This window comes from Arthrobacter sp. B6 (assembly GCF_001663775.1).
GTDB lineage: Bacteria > Actinomycetota > Actinomycetes > Actinomycetales > Micrococcaceae > Arthrobacter.
The window spans coordinates 361,074-377,573 of record NZ_KV467168.1 but is presented as its reverse complement, the minus strand read 5'-3'; the positions used below and the strand labels follow the sequence as shown (position 1 = coordinate 377,573).

The window sequence follows — 16,500 nt, the reverse complement described above, 5'->3', positions numbered from 1 at the left end:
GCGAAAGCTTCGTCTCCGAGCCATCCACCTCACTCCGGGAAGTTTTCGTTCCCGGGGTCGGCGCGGTAGCGCCTTGGTTGCACGGAGGATTCGCCCAGCGATCATGGGGGCATATCAGAATGACGAGCAGCCGTGGCACTTTTGTCTGTCCATAGACGCCAAGCAATAAAGCGGCTGGACTTCTGCAAGGCACCGGCGACGGGGATCGCTTAAACGCTCATGAGTGCGGCTTTCGAATTATGACGGTGACCGCACCTGTCTGATCTTCTTAGTGTCGGCTGGTCGCGGGTACCTGCGGCATGTGCCGCCAGTTTCCGAGCTTTGGTCTCCTGTAAGTTCCGGCTCGGTCATGCCCCTGCCCGATTTCTACCGGCGACGATCAGCAAGAGCAAGGACGGAAGACCGAGAGGGCCGGGCTTCGTCTACACCTCCGCCAGATGCACCTTTGGGTTTTTGGCCGGAATCTCTTATTTTGTTCAGCAGACGCGGCCCTGATGGAGCCTGCAGGCTAGGGAGTCGCAGATCGGATGCTCACGGAACATACGGCGACTGAGTGCACAAACTCAACTGATGACACGGTTCCTCCCGGACAGTACGGCCATGACGCATAGAACGAGCATCAGCATGGCGGTGGCGGTCAGCGGGAGAGTCCAGCTGCCGCTGAGATCGTGGAGGGCGCCGAATGCCACGGGCCCGGCGGCGGCGATCGCGTAACCCACCGACTGTGCCATTCCCGAAAGCGAGGCGGCCTGCTCGTGGTTCACGGCGCGGAGGCTGAACAGTGACAACGCGATCACGATGAGGCTCCCGCACCCCAAGGCTCCGACCACCACCCACAGCAGGGTGAGTTGCGGCGCAAGGGCGAGGCCCGCATACGCGCAGAACGCGAGGATGCTGCTGCCAAGGGCGATCGGCCGCTGGTCAGATGTGTGGTGCAACACGGCTCCGGCGGCTAGGCTTGCCAGCACGCCAACCAACAGGAACACCGAGGTGTGCAGGCCGGAGGTGGCCGCAGGAATCCCTTGTTCATGTTCAATTCCGGGTAGCCAGGCGACCATGACGAAGAACGCCAGCGACTGGAGCCCCATGAAGAGCGTGACCTGCCAGCCCAGCGCTGACTTCCACGGGGAACGCAGATGGCCTTGGGCATGGCCTTCGACCTTGGCCGCGATGGGATTCCGGGACCGCAGCTTTGGGAGCAGGATGGCCAGCGCGATCAGCGCCAATCCCGCCCAGACGCCAAGCGCCAGCCGCCAGCCGTATGTGCTGGCGTTTGCAATAGGAACGACGACGGCGGCACCGGCCGCGGCAACGGCACCTTGAACGGCAGTGTAAATTCCGGTCACCTGACTGACTCGCGTAGGCAGGTCTCTCTTGACCAGCGATGGCAGCAGGACGTTCAGGAAGGCGATGCCGCTTCCGATGAGCACGGTACCGGTCCAGACAGCGGCTTCCACCGGAATAGAGCGGCCGAGGATTCCTGTCGCGAGCAGCAACAGCGATACCCACAGTGCCCTCTCTAAGCCCAGCCGGCGCGCCAGACCCGGGGCGACGGGGGAGAAGACGGCGAAAGAAATCAACGGCAGCCCGGTCAGCAGGCCCGCAGTGCTACCGGACCAACTAAATTCGGCGCTGATGTCTGAGAGCACCGGACCCACGATGACGAAGGCTACGCGCAGGTTCAGGGCGATGAGCAGGATGCCGAGGAAAGCCGCGCCAGCCTGTGCCGTGCGTATCGTTGTTACCCGTTCAGTCACTTCGAGGGCGGCTGAACAGCTGCTCATCTCCCAGCCTGCCTTGACGCGTCAGATCCGCCTTTTGGAGCACGAGTGCGGTACACCCCTGTTTGAGCGTCTGCCCAAGGGCACCTTCCCAACTCCGGCCGGCGTCGCCCTCCATAAGCACGCCCTGACCATGCTGGCCATGGCCGGGTCCGCTCGGGACGTAGCGCGTCAAGCCGGGCCGGCACGGCAGCCTGTCGCTCTTGGGTTGGCCCCGGGTCTGCCTTTCGAGTGGGTGGACCGGCTTCTCGTGGCAGTAGCTGCACAAGCACCCCTGGCTGAGCTGGAGTTGACAGACGGCGACACCACCAGCCAGCTGAGAATGGTCCGGGAAGGTCGTCTGGATATTGGCCTGGTGCATCAGGAGCCTTCACAGGACTTGGTCGGCGGGCGCGTAAGGAAGGAGTTCTTCGGGCTTGCCTGCCGACCCGGACTGCCGGCGATCGGCGCCGAGGCGGACTGCCGGCTGGCCGATGTTCATGATCAACGGGTGCTGATTCATTCCAGGGAGCAGTTCCCCCTCGGGCATGACCGGCTGTTGGCAACCTCCCATGAGCTGGGTGTGGCTCCAGCCTGGCGGATTGCGACCTTCAACGAACACGCCCGCGCCTGCGCGGACTCCACGTCGTCGGTCGCGGTGATGCTGACCGAAGCAAGCGCCCACAGGCTCCTACCCGATTGGCACTGGAAGCAGCTCGTGGACCCCGCCATTGCGCTTGAGACGTGGCTGGTTCGCCAGCCCGTGACGCGCGGAATCGTTGAAAAGGTCGCGGACATCATCCTGGAAACATTTCAGTAGCACCGGGGAAATCGGCCTACGAGGGGTGTTCCTGGGACGCGTTTCTAGCCGGACATGCATTTTCCGCAATGCCCCTCCGTCTCGGCTGAAGCGGCCAATGCCTCTACCCCTCGTACTACAAAATGGTTTTCTTTGAAGCGGCTGCAAGTGCTCTGGCCGTCAGTTTGAGGTGTATTTTAGCCTGGCACGCCCCCGCCAGAACTGACATGGTGAGTTCGCGGTCGACCCTGGAGATTTGCCCGTTGACAGGGGAAGCAAGGAGACCGGCTCGACGGCTTCGGCTGGGCAGTCCACATCTAGTCGTCGTCGGCCCACGAGACGAACTGCCATACCGGGCCGGGATGGCCCTGCGTTCTTTCCCGGAGATCGTCGCGGAGGCTAACTATACTTGGCGAGCCTGCTGGGTGAGCTTGAGTGGGGGAGGGATCGCGTGTTGTTGTTTCGGACAGCGATGGCGGGGGAGAGCGATCCCAAGGGCCTTTGCGTGTCTCAGCCGTTCTTGTCGCGAGAGCCGCGGTCCGGATCCAGTACAGTGTGGCCGCACGACAATGCAATCATCGCAACCGGACTCCTGCGCTACGGCCTCGTAGGACAGGCGCAGCGGATCGCCACAGCCCTGTTTGAGGCGGCCGAATATTCGGACGGCCGGCCCCCCAATTGTTCTGCGGCTTCAGCCGCGAGCACTACGACGAACCCGTGCCCTATCCCACTGCGTGCTCTCCGCAGGCTTGGGCAGCCACCACCCCCATCCAGCTGGTGACGAGTTTAATGGGATATTGTCCGGATGTTGCGCGCGGCGGCCTATGGATGGATCTGGTGCTTCCGGAATCCTTCGGGGAACTGCACATCACCAACGCCCCCATAGCAAACAGCCGATCAGCATCCATATCTCCGGTTCCTCTGCGAACGTAGAAGGGCTGCCCGACGGCATGGTGTTCCACCACGCAACGCGGCCCCGGGCGGCAGACTTGGTGGAACAGGCCAGAAAGCGAGGAAAGGCCTAGCAGTTCAATGCATGCACCCGGATCGGCGGGGTTTCCAAGGCCTGCGGAATACGCGGCCTGCATTCGTTGAGGATTAGCAACTCGAAGGCCACGGCGCAGTCGGCGTAGACGCCGTTAAGACTCTATCTGCGGGAAATCGACCCACAAATGGCGGTTGTCGCCTCTCATGGGCAAAGGGTTTGGTCTCCGCGCCCCAGTATGGCTATCCGTTCCACAGTGCCCGGAAACGGCTCGTTTCCGCGTTGCTGGAACGTGCCCACACCTACAACGCCGCCCCGGACAAGCGCCTGTTCATCAACACACTCAGGGTTTTCGGAAGCTACCTCAGGCCGGAGATCGATCCGATCGGTTACGTGGATACGGATTCTGGCAGGCCGTCGGCAACGTGTGGGAATGGTGTTCGGACTGGTTCGATCTCCGACCTACTACCGGGATGCGCAGAAGGAGAACCCGACCGGTCCGGAGTCAAGGGTTTTGCACGTGCTCCGCGGGGGGAGCTATCTGTGTCATGACTCCTACTGCAACCGCTCCGGAATGCGGCGCGCTCCCAGAATACGCCCGAGTCGTCCATGGGCAACGCTGGATTCAGAACGGTGGCAGTGCCTGCAACATCAACACGGGTCCGATGACGGGCGCCGGGACAGAGCACATTCCTGCCGGAAACGTGCGCCTAGATGTTAGGTCAAAAGGGCAAAGATGCCCAGAGCTAACAAGTCTCCGGCCAGCGCCTTTACATTCGCATACCTGGAATGCTGCAGGCGGTTTTAGGGGTTGACCGGGTGAGTGCGTCCCTGTAATCTCCTTGAAACGTTCCATTGAGAACGTTCTCCAAAGCAGACGGTTGACAGCCCAAGTCCTGTAAGTCGCGCTGGAGATCCCCAATGAAGGAGGACCATGACCATCCATTCCACACTCGCTCGCCGCGGAGGAGTCGGTGCCCTCGCAGCAACGCTACTGCTGGGGTCCGGGCTCGTCACGGCCGGACCGGCACTTGCCGCGCCAGCCGAATGCACTACCATCGGTGGCGCCATGCAGGTCACCGCCGACTGCCTCGACCAGACGTACGCCACGCCCGTCATAGACAGCGAGACCGACGAGTCCGCGCCCACGCCACACCACCGCATTCGGGGTCATTTCGAGGGCACAAACATCCAATTCACCATCTATCTGCACGCCCAGGAGGACAAAGCCCGTTGGGAGGGGCGGTTCTTCCAGTACACCTACCCCGTCGTGTTCACCGCCGGGCAGGACACCTCACAGGCGGATGACCGCGCCATCGGGTTCGCGCTTTCCAGCGGCGGGTACGCCGTGCAGGCCGGAAACAAGTCCCTGTCCCTGGGTTACCGGCACGCGGCCGCGGCAGCGAAATTTGCGGAGACGGTCGCCGCGAAGTATTACGGCAGTGACCGGCCGATTGCCGGTTACCTTTATGGACCAAGCGGCGGCTCGTTTCAGACGGTTGGCGCCGCAGAGAACACCTCCGGCGTGTGGAACGGGTTCGTGCCGATGGTTCAGGCAGTGCCTCAGCCGACGAGCTACAACTTCCTCGGCCGGTCCGCCGCCGAGCTCATCCTTGGCGGCAAGGCCGCGCAGATCCGGTCTGCCCTCCTGCCGGGCGGCAGCGGAGACCCGTATGCAACCCTCGACGAGGCCGAGCAGGCCATGCTGAAGGAGGTCCACGCTCTAGGCATCCCATGGAAGGGCTGGGAGTTCCCTGACTACCTGCTTGGCCGCTCTGAGCAGTATCCGAACGGCCTCGACTCCAGCGATCCGCTTTGGTATGACCCGACCTATGTCGACGACTTCTGGAACGCGGAAGGTTACCTTGGCACGGAGACCTCGCCGCTGGGCGAACGTGTCCGCGCAGAACTAACCAAGGCCGGCGATACCGTCGCCAACCGCTGGAATATCGCCAACCGCTTTTATTATCGCTACCAGATCCCTGCCGCCAGCGAGGGCTGGATCGGGCTCGATCAGTTCCGCAATCCTGACGGCACACCGCTCTATCCGCAGCGGCCCGTGACTGCACCCGGCTTCTCTGGCGCCGTCTCCGGCAACGCCGCCTTCGACGGCTCCGTGAACGGGAAGGTCATCGCGGTGTCAAACCTTTACGACGCCGATGCCCTGCCGTGGCACACTGACTGGTACCGCCAGCGTGTCGAAGCGAGCCTGGGTGACGCCGCGGCCGACACCTACCGGGTCTACTTCAACGACCACGCGGACCATCAGGACGCGCCCGTCTCGGGGGAGCGGGCCAAACACCTCGTCAACTGGTACGGCATGGCTGAGCAGGCGCTCCGGGACGTTGCCGCTTGGGCCGAAGAAGGCGTGAAGCCGCCCGCGTCCACCAACTACAACGTCCAAGATGCTCAGATCGTCGTGCCGGGCAATGCCGCCGCCCGACGGGGGATCCAGCCCACCGTCGACCTAACAACCCACGGCAAGGAGACCGCCACGGTACACGCTGGCAAGCAGGTCACGCTAGAGGCCAAGGCGCAGGTGCCCACCGGTGCCGGAAAGATCGTGAAGACGGAGTGGGACCTCGACGGCGACGGCGTCTACACGGAAGCCCCGCTCAGCCGGATCGGCAACGCGATCACGTTCCAGGCCACCGCCACCTTCGACCAGCCCGGCACATACCTGGTCGCGGTACGCGTGTCTTCCGAGCGCGACGGCGACCCGACGGCCCGGTTCGCTCTGGCCCAAAACCTCGACAGAGTTCAGGTCGTCGTCACGGCCGCCGACTGACGTCCAGGCATCTGGACCAGTAGAACAGGGGAGCCCCCGCATCAGTGCGGGGGCTCTCGTTGTCAGGCCTTGTCGGATACCGCTTCGTCACCAAGTAACCTTGGAATCGAAGTTAGGGGAAGTCGATGAGCGAGGCCAACGACCAGCGTCGGCGCCGAGTCACGATTGTGGACGTGGCAAAGCACGCGGGAGTGTCTACAGCGGCCGCCTCCAGAGTCCTCCGTAACGCCTACGGCGCCAGCGAGTCGATGCGGGCCCGCGTTCAGGCCTCCATGGAGGAGCTCGACTACCGCCCCCACGGCCCCGCGCGCGGTATGCGGGGGCGCACATTCACGATCGGCGTAGTCGTCTCGGACCTTGAGAACCCGTTTTTCAGCCTCATCACCGACGGGTTGTCCAGCCTAATCCGCCCCAAGTCGTATGAGCTGTTCGTCTCGCCTGGCGGTTTTGAGGTGCCCCCGCAAAAGTCGGTTGTCGAGGCGATGATCGACCATCACATGGACGGGCTCGTGCTGGTGGCCCCGCCGATGTCCATCGCCGAACTCGAACAGATTGCCATGAGCATCCCGCTCGTGGTCGTAGGCCATCACAGCCAGAGCCCGGCTTTCGACACGGTTGCGGCCGACGACGAGCGGGGCGCGCAGCTCGTCGTCGACCACCTCGTAGGGTTGGGCCACCGGCGCATCGCGTTCGTCATGCACGCGGATGGTCGAGGCGACGAAGCCAGGCCGGAGTCCCACCGCCTGCACGGCTTCGAACGCGCTATGAGCCAGCATGGCCTCGCCAGCGACGCAATTGTCGTCGACTCGCGTTGGAGCCTCGACGGCGGAGGAGACGCTGCCCGGCAAATCGATGCACTGGACACGCCTCCGACAGCGGTGCACGCCGGCGCGGACATCGTCGCGTTGGGAATGATGAATGAGTTGTGGGCTGGCGGCAAATCAGTGCCCGAGGCCTACTCCCTGGTGGGCTACGACAATTCGAGCACGTCGTCTCTCGGGCCGATCTGGCTCACGACAGTTGACCAATCCGGTGTGGAGATGGGCAAGCGGGTCGGCCACCTGCTGATCGAGCGCATCGAAGGTAGGTCCGAGGCCCGCCATGAAGTGTTCGAACCGCGGCTGGTGGTACGCGGGACGACTACTCGTCCGGCCTGATTATCAGGGAGCCAAGTGCCCTCAACCGATCCGATCATCAGGGCGGGCAACTCTGGATTTCTTTCCGTCCCGAAACAGAAGTGCTCAGGGACGGCTGGACGATGAGCCCGTGCCTGCAGCGTGAGCGTCGTCTCTCCCTCATGCAGGAGTTTGATCACGGCACGCTCGTCCGCATCGGCTTGGAGCACTGCGGATCGGAGGCGGTGAAAGGTGGATCGGGTTGCCAACAGCCCGCCAATAGGTTGGCGGTCCGGTAAGCATCGAAGCCGGTTCCGGGCCCAGACCAGATGTTGTTGTCCGTTCTGCCGTACAGCCAGTACGTCGGGCCGGCGGCGTCGCTAAGGACGAATGGTTCACGGATCTGAACACTGTCCGGACCTATGCCGGGCGTGCCGGGCGTTCGCGCTGCGTCGGCTGGTTTGTGGGTTTGTCCTGGCATCTCTACCTTCGAACAATATCTGGAGCCGCCGGCGTCAGGGCGTCACCTCGTCGTGACCATCTGCTTGCGGGTTTCCGGCTTCGGCGGCTAGTGTAGCGTACAACGTTGCACGCAGTAGTGCCTCGTTGATCTCGAAGTCCGGCGCCCAGTCGTCCGGCACGGCGGCCAGATCCGCCGTCAGCCGGTTCGGAAAGAGCGAAGCCTCCTCCACCGGAAGGACCAGTGAAGGAGGACTGCACATGAGTGCGAACGAAACGGATCCGTGGATGGACGAGCAGCTGACGGCTGGCGAAAGAGCCCACCTGCTCCTGGCCGAGTTGAGCCTGGACGAGAAGATGGCCCAGGTCTCCTGCTACTTCCCGACGGACATCACTCAGACCGACGACTTTCTCCAACGCTTCCCGCGCGGAATCGGTGAGGTGTCGTGCCTGGAAGTGCGCTCCGCGCTCACCCTGGACGAAGTAACCGCCTTCCAACACCGCGTTCAGGCCGCGGCCATGGAGGGGTCCGGGCACGCAATCCCGGCGATTTTCCACATGGAGGGACTGTGCGGCGCGTATCTTCCGGGTGCGACGAGCTTTCCCTCGGGGCTGGGCCGAGCTGCCAGCTGGGACATTGACCTGGAGCACAGAATCGGCGAGATTGTGGGCAGGCAGGAACGTGCTCTGGGTATGACGCACACGCTGGCTCCCGTCCTGGATGTATCCCGCGATCCCCGTATGGGACGGCAGGGGGAGACCTACGGGGAGGACCCCAGCCTCGCGGCTGCGCTTGGCGTCGAATACACCCGTGGCCTCCAGGGCGAGGACGCGGCCGGCCGGCGCACCGAAGCCGTGGCAAAGCACTTCGTCGGCTCCCACCATACTGAAGGCGGAATCCACGGCGCTCACTGCAACGTCCCGGACCGCACCCTGATGGAGGTTTACGGCAAGCCTTTCCAGGCCGCAATCACCTTGGCCGGGCTACGTGGCGTGATGCCGTCCTATAACTCGGTGGCCGGCGAGCCCGTATCGGCATCGAAACGACTGCTGGCGACTCTGCTGCGAGAGCAGATGGGTTTCGATGGAATGGTCGTCTCGGACTACGGAGCGGTAGGAAACCTCCACACCGTCCAGCGCGTCGCGCAGTCCCCGGCACACGCAGGGCTCGCCGCCCTGCGCGCAGGCATGGATGTCGAACTCCACGTGCCACAAGGTTTCGGCAGCGAGCTCCGGGAGTGGTTCGCCGCAGGACGCGCTGACGTGGCACTGCTCGACCGGGCTGTCCACCAGGTGCTGGCAGCCAAATTCCGGATGGGCCTGTTCGAGCATCCTTTCGCACCCGATCCAAACGAGCGCGACAACACTTTCAGGTCAGCGGCCGACTCGACAGTAGCCCTGCAGTCGGCGCGGGAGTCGATCGTCCTGCTGCACAATGACGGTGCGTTGCCGCTGCAGCCGGGTATTCGAAAACTAGCGGTGATCGGCTGCCACGCGGCGAGTGCACGGTTCTTCTTTGGCGGGTATACGCACTACTCCATGGCCGAGGGCAAGCTCGCGGTCAACTCCTCGATGGCCGGCCTTGCGACCCCCAGCGACGATCTTGAAACAATCACCAACACCGTCCCAGGCACCACCATCGAGGCATCCGACGATAAGGCCTTCGAAGCCCTGCTCGAACAACAGCAGCCAGGCATCCGCAGCTTACTGGACGAACTTCGCGTTAGAATGCCTGACACCGAGGTCAACTGGGCGTACGGCTACCCGTTCGCCGGTGACGACGATTCCGGACACGACGAGGCCATCGCGGCCGCCGAGCGCGCTGACGTCGTGCTCCTGACTCTCGGCGGTAAGCATGGCACCGCATCCATCGCCTCGATGGGCGAGGGGATCGACGCGACGAACATCAACCTGCCGCCCTGCCAGGAGGACCTGATCGCCAAACTCGCTCGGCTGGGCAAGCCGGTGATTGGCGTGCACTTGGATGGGCGGCCAGTGTCCAGCGACGCCGCAGACACCCACCTGTCGGCTCTCCTTGAGGCGTGGAGCCCGGCAGAGGCCGGCGCCGAGGCCATTGTGGACGTGCTTACAGGCACGCACGGACCCAGTGGCAGGTTGCCGGTCAGCATCGCCCGAAACGCCGGCCAGGTTCCGGTCTACTACAACCACCCGCACGGATCGGCATGGCACCAAGGCGAGAGCATCGGATTCCCTGACTACGTCGATGCACCACACACGCCGCGATACCCGTTCGGTCACGGCCTGTCATACACCAGGTTCGCGTACACGGACCTGACACTCTCCAGGCACCGCGTCGAGGCTGGCGACACGATCGACATCACCGTCACTGTCACAAACGACGGCGTGAGTCCCGGCACGGACGTCGTCCAGTTGTACGTGAGCGACACGTTCGCCTCGGTCTCCAGGCCGGTTCTGGAACTCGCCGGGTTCCGTCGGGTCACCCTTGAGCCCCGGCAGCAGGCCCGGGTCGTCTTCCAGCTCGACGTCAGCCAGCTGGCGTTCCTCGACACTGATATGCGGTGGCGAGTCGAAGCAGGCGAGATCGACGTGATCGTGGGGGCTTCATCAGAGGACCTGCGGCTGAAAGACACGGTGGTCATCGGGTCGGACGCTCTGGTCGATGGCAGGACGCGGGGGTTCTACGCCGGGTAACCACCGGTGCATGCGGTTCCCGCGAACGAGGGCATCACAGCCAGGCCCGGGTAAGCCCCGGGCCTGGCTGTGATGCCAGTCAAGGCCCCAACAGGTCCTAGGGCTCTTTGGCAAGGGGACTGGGTTCGGCAGTCGCTCAGATGGCAGGCGACGGTTCCTGCGCGATTCGTCCGGGGCGGAGCGTCACGAGAGCACGCTACCAAAGCTCAATAAGCTGCAACTCGCGGGAGGATGTCGGCCGAATCAGCAGCGCCTAGGTGGAGGACAGCTCAGCCTGCGACTGCAGCGTTGCGGTAGCCGGCGGACCGCTCGTGGCCCGGGGGATGAGCCGGGGCGCGACGACATAGTTTTTGGGCGTCTCCCGGCCGTTGATGCGTTCCAGCAGCAGCTTGGCGCTGTTGGCGCCGGTGAGCTGTCCGGACTGGTCGACGGTTGTCAGTGAGATTCGCCCGATGGTGGACACGTAGATGTTGTCGTAGCCGGTCACGGTGAGGTCTTCGGGCACCATCAGTCCTTGTTCTTCGGCTGCCCGGAGGACGCCGAGGGCAGCAACGTCTGCGCCGGCGAAGATGGCCGTGGGGCGTGGTGTCCCGGCCAGCGCTTGGAGGGCAGCTTGGTAGCCGCCCTTCTCGGAGTAGGAGGTAACGATAACCTCAGGTTCAAGGCCATGCCGCTTCATTGCCTGCTCATATCCGTCAAGCCTGGCCGTGTGGGAGAGCACGAAGGGCCTCGTTAGTCCGCCGGACGGCATGCTGGTGTGAACGATGCGTCGGTGACCTAGCCCGACCAGGTGATCGACCATGAGACGTGCGCCCTCGTAGTCGTCGTCAACTACGGTGTCGAAGTTTCGGGCGCCACCGTGCCGGGCGACGACGACAGTCGGGATCTTCGCCGCGATGTCTTCGAGCCATTCCGCGGTTGTCCACGGGGCGATGAGGATGAGGCCATCCACCTGTCGATCAATAAGGGCCTCGACGGCGCGTTGCTGGCGTTCAGGCGCTATTCCTGCGGCCACGATGATTTCCTGGTAAGGGCTGGTTTCCAGTTCGTCGCTGATTCCCTGCACAACTTCGGGTTGGAAAGGGGAGGTCAGCTCAACCAGGACTACGCCAATGGTGAAGGACTTGCCGCGCATTGCCCGCGCCCCTGCATGCGGCCGGTAACCGAGCTTCTCAATCGCCGCTGTCACTTTGCTGCGCATTTCCGGGCTGACGCCGCTGGCACCTCGGATGACTTTGGACACTGCGGAGAATGAGACCCCGGCCTCGCTCGCGACGTCCTGGAGCGTGGTACGGCGTGATTTGCTACTGATTGCGCCGTCGTGGGACGTCTCCTGCGGCGCATTTCCTTTGTCCTTCATGGCATTCCAAGTGTAACCCGCCGGACAACGTTTTACGATCCGCTTGGAAGAAGCACATTTTGAAATGCGTCTTTAAGAAGGCGGAAGGCAGGAAATTCCTTGTAATCGCGGGGGGGAGGGGCGGATGGTGTGACCGTCGCGACAATATGTCCTTGACGTCAACTCGATCGGTGCCCTACGCTTTTCATGGACAACGTTGCACGCCGATTCAGTCTCCAGACTTCGCGAAGCCGCGAATAGGTGTGGCGGCAGCAGTCGGCAGGCGTTCCTGCGATTCAAACTAACGAAGGAGTTAACATGCGGCGCACACGACGACGTGCACTTGTCGCCCTGGCAGCCCCACTGGCACTTAGCCTCGCGGCACTCACTGGTTGCACCAGTGGCGGCCAAGCGGGTGGAAATACGGGCGGCAATGCCAAGGACACACTTACCCTGGGCCTCACAGCCGACATTCAGGGGTGGGATCCCGGCGTCCAGCCCACCTACCAGGGCTGGGGCGCCGACGCTGTTTGGGATTCCCTGCTTCGCTGTGGTCCAACGGGCGAGCCGTCTGCATCACTGGCAGACAAATGGGAGTTCAGTCAGGACCAGAGGACGGCCACGCTGCACATCCGCGAAGGCGTCAAGTTCTCTGATGGAACACCTGTGGACTCGGCAGCTGTCAAGGCAAACGCTGAATACTACGCGACGGCCGGCGGAGCATCCAGCCGCTGGGCCGGCATCACGGTCGAAACGCCCGACGCGCAGACGGTCAAAATCTCCTGGCCCGCGGCCAACCCGCTGCTCGCCCTGCGGATGTGTGAGTCGAAGATCGCGACTCCCGCCTCGATCGCGGAGGGCAAGTTCGAAGCCCCCATTGGTTCCGGCCCCTACACCCTGGACACATCAGCGACCACTGGCGGCTCCGTCTACACCTTCGTCAAGAACGACTCCTTCTGGGACAGCGCAAGTTTCCCTTACAAGAAAGTTGTGCTGAAGGTCCTCGAGAGCGAGACGGCCTCGATCAACGCGCTCAAGACGCAGCAGATCAACGGTTCCCTGATCACGACTGCAACCTACGAGGAAGCCAAAGCGTCGGGATTGGCTTTGGAGACTCTGAAGGCCAACACCACCCGGTTGCTCATCACAGATCACCTCGGCGAGAAGATCCCCGCGCTGGGAAGTGTTGACGTTCGCCGGGCCATGAACATGGTCTTCGACAAGGATGCCATCGCGGAGAAGCTGTACCTTGGCCGTGCCACCCCCGCCTACCAGATCTTCCGTGAGGGAAGCAACGCATACATCGCGGACATGAAGGACCCTTACCCCTTCAATGTCGACGAGGCCAAGTCCTTGATGGCGAAGGCCGGCTTCAGCGATGGATTCACGCTCCAGATTCCCACCATGCAGGGGCAGGGCCACGAAAAGCTGATGCCCTATATCAGCCAGCAGCTGGCACTGATCAACATCAAGGTGGAAGAGGTGCCGTTGTCCGGCCCGAACGCCATCAGCGAGCTGCTCAGCGGTAAGTTCCCGGTTCCGTTGTGGCAACTCGGCAACTATGGCGAGTCGCTCCAGGACATCAGCGACTACACGCTCAAAGACGGCATCTGGAACGTTTCCCATCAGGCGGACGCGAAGATCGACGAGCTGTGGAACACGATCCTGACCGGAACCGAAGCTGAGCGCAAGCAGGCCCAGCAGGACGTCAACCGCTACATCACCGACCAGGCATGGTTTGTACCCATGGCATACCCGGAGCACTTCTACGCGACCACCGCCGGCGTGGAAGTTTCCCAGGTCAGTGATTTTTCAGGGCTGCACCCGCTGCTCCGCGACTTCAAATAACCAATTCGAGAAACCCGGCAACCCACAATGATGTTATCTGTCCTGAAAAGACTCCTCCGTTCGGCAGTGATAGTGCTGATAGTCACCTTCGCAACCTTTAGCCTCATGTTTGGCAATGGGCCCGGAATCGCACGGGCGATTCTCGGATACCAGGCCACCGAAGGTGACGTTCAGCGCAAAGTGGTCCAGCTGGGTCTCGACCGCCCGTTGTTGGTGCAATACGGGGATTGGTTGGGTAACGCCGTCACCGGCAACCTCGGAGAGTCGTTCTTCACGGGTCAAACCGTGACGTCTGCTCTCGCAACGAGGGTGCCGGTGACTCTCACCCTGGTCGTCCTGACCATGATCCTCACCATTATCATCAGTGTGCTGCTGGGTGTCGCGGCTGCAGTATATGGCGGGTGGCTGGACAGGGCGCTCCAGTTCGTGGCGGTTCTCGGCGCTGCAGCCCCCTCATTCATCATCGCTATCGGCCTCGTGTTTGCCTTCGCGATTGCAGTCCGGATCTTTCCCGCGACCGGGTACGTTTCACCGGATATCAGCCTCGGCGGCTGGCTGCTCTCCGTGACACTTCCGGTGATCTCACTACTGGTCGGTTCGGTCGCCAATGCAGCCAGCCAGTTCCGCGGCGCGGTGCTTGACGTCTTGTCACGGGACTTCGTCCGGACGCTCCGCGCCCGCGGCATCCCCGGATCACACATCATCTTCCGCCACGTCCTGCGCAACGCCGGGGGACCGGGCCTGACAGTCCTCAGCCTCCAAACGCTTGGGCTCGTGGGCGGTGCGATTTTCGTCGAACTGGTCTTTGCCCTGCCAGGTATTGGGCAGCTGGCGAACCTTTCGACCCAGAACGGCGACGTGCCGATGGCCATGGGGCCAGTGGTAGTGACCATCATTATTGTCCTGGTCGTCAATTTCATCGGCGATTTCGCCAACACGATGCTGAACCCGAAAGCGAGGACGCGATGAGCGCCGAAACGCCAAATCCGGCTGCTACAGAGGCTCCCGTCCCGGTTGCAGGCCGCTCCGTCATGAAGCGACTGGTCACCAATCCCATGGGTGCCATTTGCCTCGCCTATCTGCTCTTCGTTATTTTCCTGGGGCTTTCAAGCCCCTTCCTGGCTCCCTTCCAGCCGAACCAGGCAGACCTCAATGCTGTCAACGCGGGTCCCTTCGAGCCCGGACACCTCCTCGGGGCTGACAGCGCAGGCCGCGACATTCTCTCCCAGCTGATGTGGGGAACCAGCCAGACCCTCCTGGGATCGGTGCTTGTTCTGACTATCTCGGTTGCCGCCGGCGTCACCGGAGGCCTCTTGGCCGGCTTCTATCGCGGCAAGTTTGAGACTGCCGCTGACTGGGTCAACGACGTCATTATGTCCCTGCCCAGCATCGTCCTGCTCATCGCCCTTTATGCCCTGACTGGCCCCAACGTCATGGTCGCCATGGCCGTGTTCGGTTTGCTCGTCGCGCCGACCTACTACCGCCTGGTCCGTGCCGTGGTAGTCGGGGTCAGGACCGAACTGTACGTCGACGCCGCAAAAGTCGTGGGGCTCTCAGACCAGCGGATCATTGGCCGGCACGTGTTGTGGGCCGTACGTGCACCCGTGGTCATCCAAAGTTCATTTATCCTCGCGGCCGGAATCGGCATCCAGGCCGGCGTCGAATTCCTTGGCCTGGGCGACCCGAAGCAGGCCTCCTGGGGTGGCACGCTCCAGAACGCCAACAACAACATCTACAACAACCGGTTCGGTGTCCTTTGGCCGGCGCTCCTGGTCACACTTACGATTCTCGCCCTGGTTTTGCTCGGAAACGTGCTCCGCGACGTTCTTCAGTCCTCGGCACGCAACAAGACACTGCGTAAGGACCGGCGCCGCGAGCTGGCCCGCAAGGCCCAGCAGGAGCGGACAGCCGCCACTTCAGACTTGCCAGCTCAGGACGTCGTCCTGTCCATCCGGGGGCTGAGGGTTGGGTACCCCGATGGCCCGGACAGCGTACGGGAAGTCGTTCATGGCGTTGACCTCGACGTCAGGCGTGGCGAAATCCACGGCCTCGTCGGCGAATCAGGCTCCGGAAAGTCCCAGATGGCCTTCTCCACGCTCGGCATCCTGCCCAAGGAAGCCGTCATCCTCGGCGGAAGCATCTACCAGGGCGGCGAAGACATCCTCGCGGACGACAAGTCCATGAAGAAGGCCCGGGGTCACCGGATCGGCTACATCCCGCAGGAACCGATGTCCAACCTCGACCCGTCATTCACCATCGGCGCCCAGCTGGTTTACGGGCTCCGGGCCGTCAAGACGATCAGCGCCAAAGAAGCAAAAAAACAACTCACAACGCTGCTGGCCAAGGTTGGCATCCGCGATCCGGAGGGTATTATGCGCCTCTACCCGCACGAGATTTCCGGCGGAATGGCCCAGCGCGTGCTGATCTGCGGAGCCGTTGCTGCGGACCCGGACCTGATCGTTGCAGATGAGCCCACCACCGCGCTCGACGTCACGGTGCAGGCGGAGGTCCTGGAACTTCTCAGGCAGTTGAGCAAGGAACGCGGGCTGGCCATGATTCTGGTGACGCACAATCTCGGCGTCGTGGCCGATCTCTGTGACACAGTCAGCGTCATGAAGTCCGGCCGGATCGTCGAACACAACGATGTTGAGTCCTTGTTCGAAGACCCCCAGCAGGACTACACCAAAGAATTGCTGGAATCCACACGTCGCGTTGAACTGCTGGAGGTCTGAGC

At 62.8% G+C, this 16,500-nt stretch carries 9 protein-coding genes and 2 pseudogenes; 9 read left to right on the top strand and 2 right to left on the bottom strand.

The features are described from left to right. Window positions 1-563: 563 nt before the first annotated feature. On the bottom strand, window positions 564-1,784 hold the full coding sequence (locus AU175_RS01585) for an MFS transporter (protein ID WP_066285308.1): 1,221 nt from the start codon (window positions 1,782-1,784) through the stop codon (window positions 564-566). On the opposite strand from AU175_RS01585, the gene AU175_RS01580 reads away from it, so the two are divergent. From AU175_RS01580 to AU175_RS01560, 6 genes and pseudogenes are all read left to right on the top strand, one after another. Next, complete coding sequence (locus tag AU175_RS01580; protein WP_331711931.1) at window positions 1,690-2,580, top strand: LysR family transcriptional regulator; 891 nt, start codon at window positions 1,690-1,692, stop codon at window positions 2,578-2,580. The genes AU175_RS01585 and AU175_RS01580 overlap by 95 nt on opposite strands. Before the next feature lie 523 nt (window positions 2,581-3,103). After that, window positions 3,104-3,584 (top strand): annotated as a pseudogene (locus tag AU175_RS22175) (glycogen debranching N-terminal domain-containing protein); the annotation flags it as partial. A 337-nt stretch (window positions 3,585-3,921) separates the two neighbouring features. Further along, a pseudogene (locus AU175_RS22170) lies at window positions 3,922-4,213 on the top strand (formylglycine-generating enzyme family protein); the annotation flags it as partial. A 265-nt stretch (window positions 4,214-4,478) separates the two neighbouring features. Continuing rightward, complete coding sequence (locus AU175_RS01575; protein WP_066285307.1) at window positions 4,479-6,332, top strand: PKD domain-containing protein; 1,854 nt, start codon at window positions 4,479-4,481, stop codon at window positions 6,330-6,332. Between the two features lie 125 nt (window positions 6,333-6,457). Beyond that, window positions 6,458-7,489, top strand: a complete 1,032-nt coding sequence (locus tag AU175_RS01570; protein ID WP_066285306.1) for a LacI family DNA-binding transcriptional regulator — start codon at window positions 6,458-6,460, stop codon at window positions 7,487-7,489. Window positions 7,490-8,167: 678 nt separating this feature from the next. Further along, window positions 8,168-10,579 (top strand): glycoside hydrolase family 3 N-terminal domain-containing protein, encoded by a 2,412-nt coding sequence (locus AU175_RS01560; RefSeq protein ID WP_066285304.1) that lies wholly within the window; start codon window positions 8,168-8,170, stop codon window positions 10,577-10,579. A gap of 253 nt (window positions 10,580-10,832) precedes the next feature. Here the strand turns inward: AU175_RS01560 and AU175_RS01555 are convergent, their stop codons facing one another. After that, a complete protein-coding gene (locus AU175_RS01555; RefSeq protein WP_066285303.1) occupies window positions 10,833-11,939 on the bottom strand; it encodes a LacI family DNA-binding transcriptional regulator in 1,107 nt (368 codons plus the stop codon). A gap of 297 nt (window positions 11,940-12,236) precedes the next feature. On the opposite strand from AU175_RS01555, the gene AU175_RS01550 reads away from it, so the two are divergent. Genes AU175_RS01550 through AU175_RS01540 form a run of 3 tightly spaced genes read left to right on the top strand, consistent with a single transcriptional unit; the run spans window position 12,237 to window position 16,498 of the window. After that, a complete protein-coding gene (locus AU175_RS01550) occupies window positions 12,237-13,766 on the top strand; it encodes an ABC transporter substrate-binding protein (protein ID WP_066285302.1) in 1,530 nt (509 codons plus the stop codon). 27 nt (window positions 13,767-13,793) lie between these two features. Then, window positions 13,794-14,735: an ABC transporter permease gene (locus AU175_RS01545; RefSeq protein ID WP_066285301.1), complete on the top strand. Its 942-nt coding sequence runs from the start codon at window positions 13,794-13,796 to the stop codon at window positions 14,733-14,735. Continuing rightward, window positions 14,732-16,498 (top strand): dipeptide/oligopeptide/nickel ABC transporter permease/ATP-binding protein, encoded by a 1,767-nt coding sequence (locus AU175_RS01540; RefSeq protein WP_066285300.1) that lies wholly within the window; start codon window positions 14,732-14,734, stop codon window positions 16,496-16,498. The genes AU175_RS01545 and AU175_RS01540 overlap by 4 nt, the downstream gene beginning before the upstream one ends. Window positions 16,499-16,500 lie beyond the last annotated feature (2 nt).